Genomic DNA, 15,202 nt, shown 5'->3' with positions numbered 1-15,202 from the left:
CACCGAATAAAAGAGTGCAGGCTGTTACTTACGCAGCACATGACTCACAGGCTGGTATTTTATAGTCTGCTAGATAATTAAAAAAGACAGCCTCTTCTGCACAGAAGAGACTGTCAATCGAAGTTTTTCATGTTTTCGTAAAATTCACGTCGAATTTTTTAAGTAAGTCGTGATGGGCATTCTACCAACTACTTATTTCTTATCTTTTTCCTCTAACGGATCTTGCAAATTTTCCAAATCGACAGAGTCACCAAAAATCTTTTTCATTCTAGTTTTTGCGTTCCCTTTCACTTCCTCATCGATATGCGACAGAACCTGATAGACAGCATAAATAATTACCGCACTATCATCAGCAAAACCGACAGCTGGTATGAAATCCGGAATCACATCGAGTGGCAAGATGAGGTAGCCAAGTGCACCGGCAATGGTAAGCTTCGCCTTCTTCGGAGTTTCAGGACTTTTAAAAGCATAGTAAAGCAAAAGACTGTAATAGACGATTTTCGTTCCGATTTGACCACTATATTTACGCAGCTTTTTCCCAAACTCCTTCTCTGAAAAATATTTGCGTCCGCGCGCAATCGCTTTTTTCGGGTTCAGGTTATCAAGCTTCTCTTGATATGTTTTTTCTTTTGTCATACAAGCACCATCCTCTTACGATACTTTTAACAAAAACGACACTGTTTAAACTCCTTTATATATCGGCTTTTTCCATTTATTAAGAAGGACAGCAAAGTTGTGCCTTCCATTTAAGCATTATAAATAACGGTTCGCAAAACAGATGACGACACCATACAGGTCGATAGCCATCCAAACCATCATTTTTAGAACCAGCGTGAAGTTATCAGCTTCTTTCTTGGTGAGTTCATTGTAGAACGAACACTAGTTTTGTCGACACAGCCAAAAACACTTACAGTTCTTGGCTGCTTCTGGTACTTTTAGAGTAACAATGTCAAAGTTTCTTATATTTTTGTTTTCACTAAAAAAGGAGAGGGATCGAAATGGAACTGGATCAACTTGAATTGAATGCGACTGTGGAGGAAACTGAGAAAACGAAACCGTATTATACGGCACTGATAGGTTGGAGTGTGCAAGCGATTGAGGCAGCAGCAAGGATGAATCGTCCCTTTGTCGTTGTAGGTCCGTCAGATTTCCAAATGTATGCGGAGAAACATGATATCCCGTTTGTCGGTTGGGATTTTAACAAAATCAACGAAAGCTCTGATCATTTGTACATGCAGTTAAAGGAAATGGGCGTAGAAGTCGCAGTCCCATTATATGAAGAATGTGTGGAATGGGCCGGTGCTTTAAATGCACGTTTCCGTGAAGATCCTCGTGTATTCAACCGTTCCCTGTTACTTCGTGATAAAGGGATGATGAAGCGTAAAGCACAGATTTCAGGCATTAAAGTCGGTGTGTTTGAAGAAGCACGAGACAAAGAGGATGTTGAACGATTCTTGAAACGTGTCAATGAAGCTCTGTTGAAGCTCGAAGGTGACCACCTCGACCCGATCCATGTGAAGCCGCTCGATAAAGCAGGATCTGTCGGTCACTTGGCTATTTATAATAAAGATGATATCGACCGCATTGTAGACACTGATTTTCCATTACTGATGGAGAGCCACTTGGATGGACAGGAATTTTCAGTGGAAGCTTTCATTCACAAAGGCAAAGTCCGTTTTCTCAACATCACCGAATATGTCAAATTGGGGTACTCCAACTTCGTACCAGCTTCACCTGCACTGGAGGAAAAAAGACCTCTGATCGAACGTGCGGTCCAGCAGCTCGTCGACGCTTTTGAAATCGAGTATGGTGTCATCCATCCAGAATATTTCATTACGCAAGATGGCACACTTCACTTTGGCGAAGTCGCAGCACGTGTACCAGGCGGACATATTTTCGATTTAATCGAGCGCGCCTATGGATTCAGTGCTTATGAAGCGCAAATTTTGTGCAGTGATCCGAATACGACCGAAGAGGAAATTCGTGAATTTTTTCCGGATCCTTACTCCTACGAAAAGTACGCCGGATGTCTGATGGTGCACCCGAATGTTGATTATGTGGAAGACTTGAAAATTCCGGATGAGCTTGAAGAGCATCCATACTTCGAGAAGCATGACATGTTCACACCTCCACAAGGAAAAGTGGCAGAACGTGTCGGTTTCGGAAATCATTATGGAACAATCTTTTTCTATGGCAGAGATAGTGAAGAAATGACAGAGCTGCTCAAAGCCTACGAACAGTATAATTTCTACGTATAAGCGGTCACTGATAGAGAAAGGAGAGGTCCGATGCCTCAAACGACTGATGTCCTTGCGGAGCGATTCACTCATGCCTTAGACGGGTTAGCAAATGCTCATTCTTTTGCAAAAATGAAATACCAAACAGACGTCTATCAGGAGGCCAACCGCCTGATAGAAGCAGAGGATGGGCTTGAAAAGCTATATCAACATGCTTACCGCTTTGAAGAATCAGGTGTATTTCAAGACGGGCCCTGGGAAGCAGCAGAAAAATTGCAACCTCCCCTTGTCGCTGGTTCATTGAAAGCTAAAGGCCTGCCGATGATTATCGAAGTGTTAAGTGAGTTGCGCATGCTTGCTATTGCTGAAGGAAAAACAGCTAATTCGAACGTTTCAGCGAAAATGGCAGAAGAGTTCTTAAATGAAGTAATGGTCCTGAACCTGAACCTATTGTTTCCAGATGCAAGTGAAAGTGCCCGAATAGAGAACCATGAGAATGATGAAAAAGCGGAAAAGCTATTCCAATTCCTCTCTAATCATTTGTCGTCCACCGCACTTGTCCAGACGCTGATTGATGAAATCAAACGCCTGACCTCCCAGCGCCCGATCATGATCAAACGGATCGTTTCGATGATCAAAATGGCGAAGAAAATGGTAGAACAGGAATCTGAAGAAAAAGACAAAGCGGAGCTGAAACAGTTCATTGCTGCGATTGAAGGGCCTTCAACATTGAGCGCTCAGTTCAACGACGTGCATGCCTATCGTTCACAGTTGAAGCTGCTCACAAGGACCGATTTGATTTCAGAGAGCGTCGCTTTAGCACAATCCATGCGTGAAACCGGGCTTGTCGCACCACACCATGCTACACTGATTCGTTTTTTAAGTAAAAAGAATCCCGGTCTGCTCGCATATACACTCAATTTAAACAGCAAAGGCAGTGCCAACCTAGAAGAAAACCGGGAACTTGTCATTCAACTGATTCGCTCTTCTATTTTTCCGGCCACTCGCCAGGCGATATACGGATTAGCAATGATGCTTGAACGTGGTATCTTATCACATTCCCCCGTTGCACCGGGATTACGGAGATTGGTTGAACTCGACATTCGCCCAGACGTACGCAACGCTTTGTATTCTACAACTGCTCAAGGAGAAGGTGTAACAGCCAACAGCATCCTTGTCGCTGGAGCCATCCAAATTCTTGGCCAGCCATTGGGCGTCGGCCAAGGGTTTAATCCGACCTGCCAAGCTGCACGAGGCATTAGCTTATGGGCTCAGCATGCCCCTGGATTTTTGCTTGAAATCATCCCGCGGGCTGCCCGTGACGGCGATCTCGATTTCACATTCGAGGGGACGCCCATTCATTCGAAAGACCTGAAGGGCGGCCTTGCACCAGACCTGGATAAAGAGCTCGACCCTGTTTCTTTAGTCTTAGTGCCACACCTCGACCGGATTTATAGTGAAATGATGACCCGAGTCGCTTTGCGCGGCGATGACGGGCACCGCTGGGTCAATCCAGCTTTCTATGGGAACTGGGTTCAAAAAGGCTTCAGTTCTGTATTCGATCCTATTACAGGGTATGTGCTCGATTATTCCGGCTTCGTCAAGCTGTTCTACGCGACGCACCATCCTGAATATAACGATGACTATGAATTGATTTACCCTAATCCTGTCGGAATTTTCATTACGAACGTCCACGGCAAACTTCTTGGCCTGCACGCCGTTTCCATTACAAAAATCGGCAAGGATCCAAACGGCGTAGAACGGATTTATTTTTACAATCCGAACAACGACGGCTCACAAAACTGGGGACAGAACATTGAACCAAGCGTAGGCGGATATGGCGAAGCAGAAGGCGAAAGTTCCCTCCCTTTCCACGAATTCGTCTCCCGCCTCTACGCCTTCCACTACAATCCTTACGAACAGGGAGAGGCCTATGCAGTGGAACACTCGATCGTAGAGAACATCCGCCAGCTAGCGCAGGAAAGCTGGGGGAAAGATTACACTTGGGTGTGAAATTAAAAGTGGAAGCGTCCGGGGAGACACGACAAGCACAAGACAAACAACGTACGTGGAGTTTTCTTCACATCGTTGATTGACTTGTTAAGTGTCTAGGCTCTGTAAGCACAAGCAGATTTTACGATTTCCTAAGACAACAAAAAAAGACTTCCGGAATACCGGAAGTCTTTTTTATGTTACTTATTTTTGAACGTTAGCGGCTTGTGGGCCACGGCTGCCTTCTTCGATTTCGAAAGAAACAGTTTCGTTCTCTTCTAGAGTTTTGAAACCTTCACCTTGAATAGCAGAGAAATGAACGAATACATCGTCTTGACCTTCTACTTCAATAAAACCGAAACCTTTTTCTGCGTTGAACCATTTAACTGTACCTTGTACCATATGTGTTGCCTCCTGCGTGGAACTATTCCACAATGTATTACTATTTTTGCTCTGCATATTCATTCAAGACGAAAGTGACTTTCTAGTTACTTTAGCTTTCACTCGTAAACGAACAAGAATAATTAATTTTAATTATAACCCGATCTGCCCATTCCGTCAAGCGGTCCCTGAAATTTTTTTATGAATACGTTATTTTATTTCTTGAGTGCTGCAGGAAGTGGAATCTGATCAAAAGAAAAACGTATGATCTAACTGATCGGGAACAAGAGCGACCAAGCAACATGTTTTTACCCTCCAGTTTTAAACTTGGCAGTGTTTACTTCCCATAGAAAGGAACAGATGAAGTTAGCTATACAAAAATTAAAAGAACGCTCCTACTTGGAGTGAGCCAAAGCAGCCCAAGATATTCAATGGATGTAATTTTATATTTTTTCAGATTGCAAAAAAAAGAGGCTTCCGATTAATCGGAAGCCTCTTTCCTCTTACTTATCTTTGGACGTTAGCAGCTTGTGGGCCACGGTCGCCTTCAACAATTTCAAAAGAAACTGTTTCGTTTTCTTCTAGAGTCTTGAAGCCTTCGCCTTGAATAGCAGAGAAATGAACGAATACATCGTCTTGACCTTCTACTTCAATAAAACCGAAACCTTTTTCTGCGTTGAACCATTTAACTGTACCTTGTAACATGTTGTTACCTCCTGCGTGGATGTGTCATCCACATTGTATTACTATTATTGCTCTGCGAATTCATTCAGACGAAAGTGACTTTCAAGTTACTTTAGCTTTCATTCGTAAACGAACAAGAATAATTAACTCCCATTATATCTGCCTGATCATCATCTGTCAACATCATTCAGTATTTTTTGCAGTCCTATTGAAAAGGGTAGCAGTCAATAAGCGCGAAAGTAACATTCGAATAATCAACTTACACTTATTACTCGTCGTCTTCAGGATACGGCGTTAATTCTTCCGAAGCCTCCGCGCGCAGCTGCGCTACATTTGTCTCCACTTCATTTGCCCCTGTGTCTTCCTCTAACTCGCTTCTTACATATTTGTGGAACATATACTCAAAAACCGCTAAACCTACTGAAGATATTAAGGACGCCGTAAACAAGTCCCCTCCAACAGTCAATGCATCACTCATGAAGTAAATGATGACAAAAGCCAGAACAAAATCTGAAATTGTTGCAATCGTATTGTTCGTTCTCGGCATGATGATCATATCCCCCACCACATATGAGAGGAGACTGACAACCATTGTAATCAAAAAGACGTTTCCGAACGCCATATCATACCCGGCACCTAAGACAATATAAAGGAAGGCCAATGTCACAAAAAATTTGATGGCCAACAGTTTGATGTGCTCCATATTAATCACACCTCCTTCCAATGCTTATCTTTTACGATAACCATCACTCTATACAACAGAGTTTCATCAATGGAAATCTGGAAACTGTTTCTTTTCTTCAAAAACAAATCCTCAACCCAAATCTAAAAAATAAGAGCAAAAACACTTTGACCTCAATTAGTCTCTCCAGAGTTTGGTTAGATGAATTTCAACATTATTTATTTCTTAAACTGAAAAAAAGCTTGACCGAAAATACTTCAGTCAAGCTTTGTGATTATTTTTTTAAATGTAAGTGATTAAAAAAACGTCCAACACTGCGGCGTTTGATGGCCTTGAAAAAGGTTCAGCACCTTTTCCTCCTCACCCTCAACACTCGCCGCCCTGCTGATCAACAAACCCTCCAATGTGACACAACCCATCATTAGAGATGAGAAGTTTCCAATATCAATCGTCACCGTAACTTCAGCAGGATCGTCTGTCAAAGAAGCCTCTCCTTTTGTAAACTGCCACACTCTGTCATAAGTTTCTTCTAATAAAGTGTCTGCCACTTTCCAACCCACCCGTACAGTCTCCTCCCCAAAACGATTAGGGTTGGTCTTTTCGATAAACCCGTCCATATCTAAAATCCGATACATTAGTCCCTTTCCTTGTACACTCGTCTTATGATAGATCCCAAAAATCAAATTCTCATCTGTATGAACTGGGTCATTCAGTAAATACGAGAATTCCTTATCAAACGTCGGAAAGTGGATGGTACGTACTTGGTCCTTTTGATTATGTAGAAATTGGATCAAAGCTTGATACGCTTCTCGTGAAGTATGAAAAAAGTTCTTTATATATAAATCGTTTTCCAAAAAGTGTTTTCCTCCCTTGAATTCACATGTTACATAACCTTCAAGACCGCCCTCCTTCCTCACCCCAAATGTATGCAAATTTTCTTTTTCCAAAAAGGAAAATCCGTATTCCTCGATATCTGTAGCTCCATGAGTCTTTCTTGCCCACCGTTGGTAACAATTCCGAACTTCGGTTTTATTCGCATCACTCAAAGTCTCGACTGGAAGTGCCCCCTCAAAGATTGGAAGCTGCACTGGCCGGAACTGATACGTTGCTAAGCTGGGGCCTAATCCGAATCCCATCTTTTTGTAAAAGGTAGGTTGAAAAGGGTATAGATGTGCAATCACAAACCCATTTTTTCTCGCATCCTGTAAAAACTTCTTCACAATCCGCTTTGCATGGCCCTGTTTTTTATAAGGTAAGTCGACTGCCACTGTACCTATACCAGCTGCTTGGACAGATGCACCGTGTACGTTCATCTGATGGTCATACTCGATAAACGCACCAATTAAATTCTCTTCATCATATAACCCGATGTGACGAATCGTATTTTCTTGGGCCATTTTTTCGCGATGCTTCATATAGCGATCTTTTTCTTCCTTCGTATCCAACCCCATTCCTGGATAGCAGCGTTGGGACAACTCCGTAAACGCAGTGAAGTTTTCAATTTCTTTAAAATACATATCCAGCTCCTCCTTTAATAAAGAGTGTCACATTTATTTACTTGGCTGTACCTCTTTCTATTCATCCTACCATGTCGACTTATGAAAAGGTGAAAATATAAAAAGACGTGATGCCCACTTATCGGCTAATGTCAAGTCTAGAATTACATAATACATTTAACTATTATTTTTACAAATGACCCAATCAACTAAAAAAAGACTCCCGAATTTTAAGGAGTCTTTCTCATCGAACTATTTATAACGCCGGCGGGCCAAACTTCCCGCTGCGAAAATCATCATATGCCTGTTTGATCTCTTCCATCGAATTCATTACAAACGGACCATGTGGCACGATCTCTTCTCTGATCGGCGCTCCAGAATACACCAACACTTTCGTGCGCCGTTTGTGGGACTTAAGCTGAAGTTCGCTCTTCCCTTTTCCTTCTTCATTAAACGTCAGAGTCCCAACGCCATGCTTTTTCAGATTGACATTATTCGCCCCGGCATCTACATCTCCTGCCAATACATATAAAAAGGCGTTATGATTTTCGGGCAAATCAAGTGTGCACTCGGCCTGTTCAGATAAAGTGACTTCGCTTAATGTAATGGGCACGATTGAATCCAAGGGCCCTTCTGCGCCAGCCACTTTTCCAGAGAAAACTTTCACAGATCCACCTTCGAAAGGTACAACAGGAGCATCTTCCCCATATACATTCTGATAAATCGTTTCGGATTTTTTCTTATCTTCAGGAAGATTCAACCACAATTGCAACGTGTGAGCAACGTCGTTCTCTACCCCATCTTCAGCATGACGGGCAGCCCATCCGGCGTTCATGTACTGGACATCACCTGGCTCGAGAATATCGCGCCCGCCACCATTATCAATGTGTTCCAAGCGCCCATCGACCACATAAGTGACTGTCTGAAAACCACGGTGCGGGTGGTCCGGGAACGTTCCTTTTTTAAACCAGTCCTCCGCCATCAGGATGAATGGATCGAATTCTTTCCAGCGATCCGCTGGCAATACCCAGCCCTTCTGAATTGCCGGGAAACCCATCTCGTTGTATTTCACATACCAATGATCTTTCACCTCTCTAAGATATCTTTCCGTCATTTCTATCATCCTTTCAGAGAGATTAGCTGCTGCAACCACTCATCCACCAATATTCTGCTCCATTTTTGTAAGAAGCCGGTCCAATTCTTGTAACTCTTCCTCAGAAATTCCTTCTGTCACTACATCATTGAATCTTTCTGCTACAGGCACGACTTTTTCTTTCAACTCCCTGCCGCCCTCAGTCAAATAAAGTTCCAATGCCCGTCGGTCATTCGGGCAAAAACAACGTTTGATAAAGCCTTTCTTCTCGAGGTTGGAAGCCATACGTGCAATGTTTGTTTTATCTTTGGCTAATTTTTCTGCGAGCTGATTTTGGGTCATCCCGTCTTTCTCCCAAAGCAGCATCATAATGAGGTTCTGCTCTGGTGCAAGGTTATAAGGTTCTAACTGGGACTTGATGTAACCCGTCAACTTCAAATCGGTCTTGTGAAGTTTAATACTTATATAATCTTGAAAGCTCAAATTCATTAGATACCTTCTTTCGGTATGAAGAAATAGTTGCTACACATACTATTTGTTATTTCCATTATAAAAACCAGGAAACCGATTGTCAAAATATAGATGGGTAAACTGCTTTTCCTCAGGTCATCCAGAAATTGGATGACCTGAGGTGGGGTATTTATCCATTTTATCCGCTCTAATGAAAATACCTGCTTCCCCTTCAGTTAGCAGGGGAAAGCAGGTATCACTAGTCAGTCCTTCATTTCACTTTTTGTAATAGTTCATAGGCTTCTTCTTTCGTCTGTACATTCAATAGCTCTTCTCTGAACTGTTCATCCATAAGTTGCCGGGACAACATTTGTAAGATTTTCAAATGGTCATCTCCCTGCCGGTTTTCTGGAACGGCAATCATGAAAATAAGTTTCGCATCTGTGCCATCCATACTGTTCCAATCTACTCCGTCCCGCTTCATGCCAAAAACGACGGCTGGATTTTTCACAGCAGATGATTTACCGTGCGGTATTGCGATGTTCATCCCGAGTCCTGTCGTGCTTTGGTTTTCCCGGTTGATGATCGCTTTTTTGAAATCAGTTTGTGAAACTAAGATTTCATTGTGATCCAGAGTTTGAATCAATTCATCTATGACGTCATCACGTGTCGCCCCTGCCAGATCAATATTGATTAGTTCCGGCGTGGTAATATCCGTCAATTTTGAAATTTTTTTGGGTTGTGTTTGAGATGCTTCTGCCTTTTTTTCTTCTTCTTCTGGTTCTTTTGTTTCCTCGATCCCGTTATCTCCCGGTATGCTCTCAACTGCTGCTACATCTTTTTTCAGAAGGTTAACCATGAAAGCAGTAACGACCACACCAATCGCAGCTGCAACAAAGAACATGAAAACATTATCCACCGCTCCTAAAACAGCAACGATCGGTCCACCATGGGCAACCCTGTCTCCAACACTACTTAACATAGCGACTACTGCACCAGTCATCGAACCGACCACAATACTCGGTATCACTCGCAGTGGATCTTGGGCAGCAAATGGAATCGCACCTTCCGTTATCCCGAACAAGCCCATTGTGAACGATGCTTTTCCTGTTTCCCGCTCCGCTTGGTGATATTTCTTTTTGTTAATGAATGTTGCAAGCCCCATTCCTATTGGAGGAATACAAATCGCTACGGCAATAGCGCCCATGATTTCATAGTTGCCTTCAGCGATCATAGCTGCACCGAATAAGAATGCTACCTTATTGAAAGGTCCTCCCATATCAATAGCAATCATTCCACCTAGAATAAGGGCAAGTAAGACGGCACTCGTCCCTTGCATGCCTTCCAACCATGCTGTCAATCCTTCGAAAATTCCTGCCACAGGCGCACCAATGACAAATATAAAAGCGAGACCGACAATCAATGAACCTATAATCGGAATGAAAATAATCGGCATCACGGGTTGAATGGCTTTCGGTACTTTAATCTTTTTAATGGCAAGGACCACATATCCTGCTAAGAAACCAGCAATAATACCGCCGATGAATCCTGCTCCAGCTTCACTTCCGTAAAAACTTCCATCAGCTGCGATATAGCCGCCGATGATCCCAGGGGCTAATCCTGGCCGGTCAGCAATACTGTAAGCGATGAATCCTGCTAAGATCGGAACCATAAAACTGAAGGAGGCAGCTCCCAGGCTTTCAATCTGTTTCCAGAAAGAATCATCAGGAATTTGAATCCCCTCTGCGGTCTGGTTTCCTCCAAGAGCTAATGAGATTGCAATCAGCAGGCCCCCTACTACGATAAATGGAATCATGTAAGAAACACCATTCATCAAGTGACGGTAAATCGGGTTTTCCTTCTCCTTTTTCTTTTGTTTTACAGTTTCAGCTGAGGGCATATCCCCTTTGTAAACGGATACATCATTGTCGATGATTTTTTGGATCAATTTCTCCGGCTCACGGATACCTTCCTGCACGCCGACAACTAACAACTTCTTCCCGCCAAATCTCTCTTTTGAAACTTCTTTATCACTTGCAATAATAATCCCGTCGGCTTCGGCAATATCTTTTTCAGTCAATTCATTTTCCACGCCGATCGAGCCTTGTGTTTCCACTTTCATCTTTACTCCCATCTCGTCTCCTGCTTTTTGCAAATTCTCAGCAGCCATATAGGTATGGGCAATACCGACAGGGCAAGCGGTCACAGCTAATATCTTCATCACGTTCCCTCCTCATAATTGATCTATCTTAAGCATAAGTCATTTTTCCTCACAAAAAATAATTCATTTTTACCGCAGCTGTGGTAAAAATGAATTATTTCAACAGCACCTGTTTCATTTCGGAAAAATTATCCGCCCGCCTGATTTTTTCCACTAGCTCAGGGTGTTCGCTGATCTTTGATATGGCCTGCATAAGTGGGCGTGTTCTTTTCTGATCATTAGGAGCAATCGCTAACATAAACACGACCGTCACTTTTTCATCTCCCCATACCAATGGTTCATCTAAAGTAACGATTGCGATCGTAGTTTGATGAACCTCTTCAGAAGGAGCGTGAGGAATGGCAATACCGCCCCCTATGGCCGTAGCGGAAGATCGTTCCCTTAATAAGGTGCGGTGGCCGAAAGTCGGCTTTACTCTGCCTTTTTCTGACAAAACGTCTGCCAAGCCTTCTATCACTTTGAAACGATGTTCAAAAGGGGCTTTCAGAATGCAGAAATCTTCATGGATGTATTCGATGAGGGAACGCATGTTAAATCCTTTATTTCCGTTTTCGTCCATAGATTGTAAAAAGCGATCCAACTGCTTTTTATCCTCAGCTTCCAGCAAAGGGGAAATCACGATATGAGGGGGATCCGTTACTTGCAACGGCTTAGTTGAAATAATGAAATCAACGTGACTTTGCTTGAGAGTGGAATCTACATTCCGTTCAGCCACACAACCCACTATGTCTAAACCTTTATATGTTTGCTCCAGCTTAGCTTGAAGAAGATGAGACATCCCGATGCCTAATTCACACACAATCAATACATGCTTCATCCGATTTCTCCGTTTTTCCAACCTTTCCACAGCAGCCTGAAAATGCAACACTAAGTAAGCTGCTTCGTCTTCCGGGATTGCAAGCTCATACTTACGTTTTACTTCTTCTAGCCCCATCACGACCATACTGAACATATAAGGGTACATCTTCTTAATTTGGGAGAGCATCGGATTACGAATCGTCAGCCCGTATCGCACACGATGAATGGTGGAGGCTAAATGGATTTGAAGACCATCCATCAGCACCCGATCATCTCTGAAATTTTTCATTGTCATAATCTGCATTTGAAATGTCAGCTGGTCTATGACCTCACTTACAAATGGGTCCGTGGAAGAGGCTGACCATTCAGGACTTTTACAACTGATCAGATGCCAAGTAAAGTACACCTGCTCTTCTATTGGAAACTTTATCCGCAATACTTCTCCCAGTCTATGAAAGAACCACTCCGCCATTTCGTATTCTTGTGTTTGATGTACAGACGCTTTTTCATCATCTTTAATAGAAATCAAGGAATTCTGTCTCGTCCGTTTAATCATTACCAATGCATGAATCACAAGGCTTTCCTTTTCCCCCTCGGCAAAATGGAAAGAAAAACGCTGCTCAAGCTGTCTGACCAATTGACTGACGATATCCACCTCATAGCCTGGAAATAATTGAATCACACTCTGATTGGAATCCGCCCGGGAATCCACAAGCTCCGACAAATGGGCTAAAGCATTCCGCTTATCCAGCTCTTCTCCTGTGATCTTACTGCCCAATCGTTGTTTCGATATAATTTGAAGGTGATAACTTTCAAGCCACTGTCTGATCACATCCAAATCATTTTTGATCATAGGTATAGTTGTGTAATAATCCGCTGCCAATTCATTAAGAGAAAATGCTTTTTCCTCTACGAGCATTCGGTAGGCTAATTCTAGTTTCCGGTCCTGATCAGTTTTCTTTTCTGTTTGATAAAGCCGGTTGAATAACTTCGCCTTCTCTTCTTCCGGGGCAACCAGGCTGATACCAATCCCTGGCTTCCGAACAAGGTAAGCCGCCGATTCTGTTTGTAAAAATTGTTCGAGCAACTTCAAATCATTTCTCAACGTTTTTTCAGAACATTCCAGTTCATCAGCTAACGATTGTACACGAAAAACCTCATCTTTATGAACGAGGAGCTTATGTAATAATTCCGTTTGTCGATCATTCATCAAGGAACACCATCTCCATTAATTCTCAATATACAGAAGGACGCACTTTCTCTCAGTATATCATTTCCCATGGAAGAATGATGAGCCCTCATTTTTCACACCGATCAAAAACATTTTTAAAAATCTGAAACTTTAAATTTTCCTACGCGTAAAAGAATTAAAAGCACATAAACTGGCAGAAGGAAAAGAAGGGAGAGTTTGTCTGATGATCGAGGTAAACAAGGTTAGTAAAAGGTATGGCTCGACCCGAGCGCTGGTGGATATCAGCTTAAGCATCGCAGAAGGGACTTGTTTTGGTCTGGTCGGCCCGAATGGTGCAGGAAAATCTACGCTTATGAAGATTTTATCCGGGATCCTCCTCGAGTTCGATGGTGATATTCTCGTTAACGAGCGATCTGTTTCAAAAGATCGTATGTCTATTAAAAAACAGCTCGGCTATGTCCCCCAAGAAATTTGCCTGGAGGACACATTAACGGCAAGGGACAATCTGATTTTTTTCGGCAAGTTGTATGGTCTCTCAGGAAGGCACTTGGAAAAGCGGATAGAGCAAGTCCTGGACCAGATCGGTTTACTTGAACGCAGCAAGGATAAGGTCTCCACATTCTCAGGGGGAATGAAGCGTCGATTGAATATCGGCTGTGCATTGCTCCACGAACCTGGGGTCATTATCATGGATGAACCGACAGTCGGTATCGACCCTCAGTCCAGAAATTCGATTTTTACGATCATCAAACAACTGAAGGCCGCAGGAAGCACCATCATCTATTCCAGTCACTACATGGAAGAAGTAGAATTATTATGCGACCATATCGGTCTGATCGATAAAGGTCAGTTGATGGAATTCGGTGAAATGAATGATTTATTAGCACGCTACGCTAAGCCATCTTTGTTTATTTCCGGAGATGAGATTCAGGAAGAAATGCTCTCCCCTTTTGGAAACCTTGAGAAAAAAGGGACCGGATATGTCATCGACAGTCAGGAGCCGCTAATAACTTTGGAAGAAGTAATAGTGATGCTAAGGGAAAATGGGAAAGAACCGCGCAGGCTGGAACTTTACCACCCTAGACTTGAAGATATATTCTTTAAACTGACTGGAACACAGCTTCGCGACGCTTAAAGAGGAGGAATCGTTTATGTGGGCGATTGCACGGACAGAATTGAAAAAGAATATACAGGATAAAGGGTTATGGTTTTGGACCTTTGTATTGCCGATCGTTTTCATTGTAGGTTTTGTTACGGTTTTTTCTGGGGATGAGAGTACCAGCCAACAGGAAATCGTCACTCAAATCATACCCGGGTATACGATCATGTTCGCTTTCTTCATTATGATTTCGATGGTCATCGCCTTTGTGAAAGACCGTGAACGAGGGATGGTCGCACGTATAGCCAGCACCCCTGTTCCAATTAAAAATTACTTCCTGGGGAAATGGCTGCCATTCATGATCATCGTGTTGATTCAGATTACGGTTCTATTTGGTTTTGGAATCCTCGTATATGATCTTCCAATGGGTGACCCTTTAGCCCTCACCCTATTATCACTCATGTTAGCTTTCATTGTAACGGGGTGGGGGATGGCCATGGCCGTCCTTGTCAAAACAGAAAACATGGGAATCGCACTTACGCAAGTCATCGCTTTAGGAGGGGCCCTGTTAGGCGGGCTTTGGATGCCAATTGAAATCATGCCAGACCTCGTCCAAAACCTGAGCAAAGCGCTTCCGCAATACTGGGCTTTAGATGGATATAAAGAAATTCTTTTAGAAGATGGAGTAATAGGTGACATTTGGCTCCACAGCTTGTTTCTCTTTGCAGCAGGAGCCATAGGAGGGCTGATCGCCTACTTTGCCTATCCAAGATTTTTACGCCAATCAAGAAGTTGATTTTTTATTCCTTATACTCCTCTGGTAATCCATATTATGGAAAATCAAAAATGCACTATCCTTGTAATGGGATGGTGCATT

Annotated in this window: 13 protein-coding genes; 4 read left to right on the top strand and 9 right to left on the bottom strand. The window is 42.9% G+C overall.

The genetic code is table 11. The features are described from left to right. Positions 1 to 192: 192 nt before the first annotated feature. On the bottom strand, positions 193 to 636 hold the full coding sequence (locus ACTWPX_RS08145) for a YkvA family protein (RefSeq protein WP_443119289.1): 444 nt from the start codon (positions 634 to 636) through the stop codon (positions 193 to 195). 362 nt (positions 637 to 998) lie between these two features. Between ACTWPX_RS08145 and ACTWPX_RS08140 the strand changes: the two genes are divergently transcribed. Both ACTWPX_RS08140 and ACTWPX_RS08135 read left to right on the top strand, forming a co-directional pair. After that, entirely contained in the window at positions 999 to 2,258 is a 1,260-nt protein-coding gene (locus tag ACTWPX_RS08140) for an ATP-grasp domain-containing protein (RefSeq protein ID WP_128524344.1), read from the top strand. A gap of 30 nt (positions 2,259 to 2,288) precedes the next feature. After that, the gene (locus ACTWPX_RS08135) at positions 2,289 to 4,250 is read left to right on the top strand and encodes a hypothetical protein (protein WP_443119288.1); all 1,962 of its coding nucleotides are present in this window, start codon (positions 2,289 to 2,291) and stop codon (positions 4,248 to 4,250) included. 183 nt (positions 4,251 to 4,433) lie between these two features. On the opposite strand, the gene ACTWPX_RS08130 is transcribed toward ACTWPX_RS08135, so the two are convergent. The 8 genes from ACTWPX_RS08130 to ACTWPX_RS08095 all read right to left on the bottom strand — a co-directional run bounded on the left by ACTWPX_RS08130 (position 4,434) and on the right by ACTWPX_RS08095 (position 13,244). Beyond that, the gene (locus ACTWPX_RS08130; protein ID WP_128524347.1) at positions 4,434 to 4,631 is read right to left on the bottom strand and encodes a cold-shock protein; all 198 of its coding nucleotides are present in this window, start codon (positions 4,629 to 4,631) and stop codon (positions 4,434 to 4,436) included. A gap of 486 nt (positions 4,632 to 5,117) precedes the next feature. Beyond that, a complete protein-coding gene (locus ACTWPX_RS08125; RefSeq protein ID WP_128524349.1) occupies positions 5,118 to 5,315 on the bottom strand; it encodes a cold-shock protein in 198 nt (65 codons plus the stop codon). A 247-nt stretch (positions 5,316 to 5,562) separates the two neighbouring features. After that, complete coding sequence (locus tag ACTWPX_RS08120) at positions 5,563 to 5,997, bottom strand: YndM family protein (protein ID WP_443119287.1); 435 nt, start codon at positions 5,995 to 5,997, stop codon at positions 5,563 to 5,565. Between the two features lie 275 nt (positions 5,998 to 6,272). After that, entirely contained in the window at positions 6,273 to 7,493 is a 1,221-nt protein-coding gene (locus ACTWPX_RS08115) for a GNAT family N-acetyltransferase (RefSeq protein ID WP_443119286.1), read from the bottom strand. Positions 7,494 to 7,728: 235 nt separating this feature from the next. Further along, positions 7,729 to 8,586 (bottom strand): pirin family protein, encoded by an 858-nt coding sequence (locus tag ACTWPX_RS08110; RefSeq protein ID WP_443119285.1) that lies wholly within the window; start codon positions 8,584 to 8,586, stop codon positions 7,729 to 7,731. A 39-nt stretch (positions 8,587 to 8,625) separates the two neighbouring features. Beyond that, a complete protein-coding gene (locus ACTWPX_RS08105) occupies positions 8,626 to 9,054 on the bottom strand; it encodes a MarR family winged helix-turn-helix transcriptional regulator (RefSeq protein ID WP_443119284.1) in 429 nt (142 codons plus the stop codon). Between the two features lie 232 nt (positions 9,055 to 9,286). Then, complete coding sequence (locus tag ACTWPX_RS08100) at positions 9,287 to 11,236, bottom strand: fructose-specific PTS transporter subunit EIIC (RefSeq protein WP_443119283.1); 1,950 nt, start codon at positions 11,234 to 11,236, stop codon at positions 9,287 to 9,289. Positions 11,237 to 11,330: 94 nt separating this feature from the next. Next, positions 11,331 to 13,244, bottom strand: coding sequence for a BglG family transcription antiterminator (locus ACTWPX_RS08095; protein ID WP_443119282.1), 1,914 nt, complete (start codon positions 13,242 to 13,244; stop codon positions 11,331 to 11,333). 205 nt (positions 13,245 to 13,449) lie between these two features. Between ACTWPX_RS08095 and ACTWPX_RS08090 the strand changes: the two genes are divergently transcribed. Next, positions 13,450 to 14,361, top strand: a complete 912-nt coding sequence (locus ACTWPX_RS08090) for an ABC transporter ATP-binding protein (RefSeq protein WP_443119281.1) — start codon at positions 13,450 to 13,452, stop codon at positions 14,359 to 14,361. A 16-nt stretch (positions 14,362 to 14,377) separates the two neighbouring features. Then, on the top strand, positions 14,378 to 15,121 hold the full coding sequence (locus ACTWPX_RS08085) for an ABC transporter permease (protein WP_443119280.1): 744 nt from the start codon (positions 14,378 to 14,380) through the stop codon (positions 15,119 to 15,121). Positions 15,122 to 15,202: the final 81 nt, after the last annotated feature.

Source organism: Halobacillus sp. H74 (assembly GCF_052246715.1).
GTDB classification, from domain to species: domain Bacteria; phylum Bacillota; class Bacilli; order Bacillales; family Halobacillaceae; genus Halobacillus; species Halobacillus litoralis_A.
This window is presented reverse-complemented; position numbering and strand designations above follow the sequence as displayed.

Bases quoted from the DNA above. Each gene is read 5' to 3' on its own strand.
- ACTWPX_RS08145 (WP_443119289.1), bottom strand. From the start codon at position 636: ATGACAAAAGAAAAAACATATCAAGAGAAGCTTGATAACCTGAACCCG.
- ACTWPX_RS08140 (WP_128524344.1), top strand. From the start codon at position 999: ATGGAACTGGATCAACTTGAATTGAATGCGACTGTGGAGGAAACTGAG.
- ACTWPX_RS08135 (WP_443119288.1), top strand. From the start codon at position 2,289: ATGCCTCAAACGACTGATGTCCTTGCGGAGCGATTCACTCATGCCTTA.
- ACTWPX_RS08130 (WP_128524347.1), bottom strand. From the start codon at position 4,631: ATGGTACAAGGTACAGTTAAATGGTTCAACGCAGAAAAAGGTTTCGGT.
- ACTWPX_RS08125 (WP_128524349.1), bottom strand. From the start codon at position 5,315: ATGTTACAAGGTACAGTTAAATGGTTCAACGCAGAAAAAGGTTTCGGT.
- ACTWPX_RS08120 (WP_443119287.1), bottom strand. From the start codon at position 5,997: ATGGAGCACATCAAACTGTTGGCCATCAAATTTTTTGTGACATTGGCC.
- ACTWPX_RS08115 (WP_443119286.1), bottom strand. From the start codon at position 7,493: ATGTATTTTAAAGAAATTGAAAACTTCACTGCGTTTACGGAGTTGTCC.
- ACTWPX_RS08110 (WP_443119285.1), bottom strand. From the start codon at position 8,586: ATGACGGAAAGATATCTTAGAGAGGTGAAAGATCATTGGTATGTGAAA.
- ACTWPX_RS08105 (WP_443119284.1), bottom strand. From the start codon at position 9,054: ATGAATTTGAGCTTTCAAGATTATATAAGTATTAAACTTCACAAGACC.
- ACTWPX_RS08100 (WP_443119283.1), bottom strand. From the start codon at position 11,236: ATGAAGATATTAGCTGTGACCGCTTGCCCTGTCGGTATTGCCCATACC.
- ACTWPX_RS08095 (WP_443119282.1), bottom strand. From the start codon at position 13,244: ATGAATGATCGACAAACGGAATTATTACATAAGCTCCTCGTTCATAAA.
- ACTWPX_RS08090 (WP_443119281.1), top strand. From the start codon at position 13,450: ATGATCGAGGTAAACAAGGTTAGTAAAAGGTATGGCTCGACCCGAGCG.
- ACTWPX_RS08085 (WP_443119280.1), top strand. From the start codon at position 14,378: ATGTGGGCGATTGCACGGACAGAATTGAAAAAGAATATACAGGATAAA.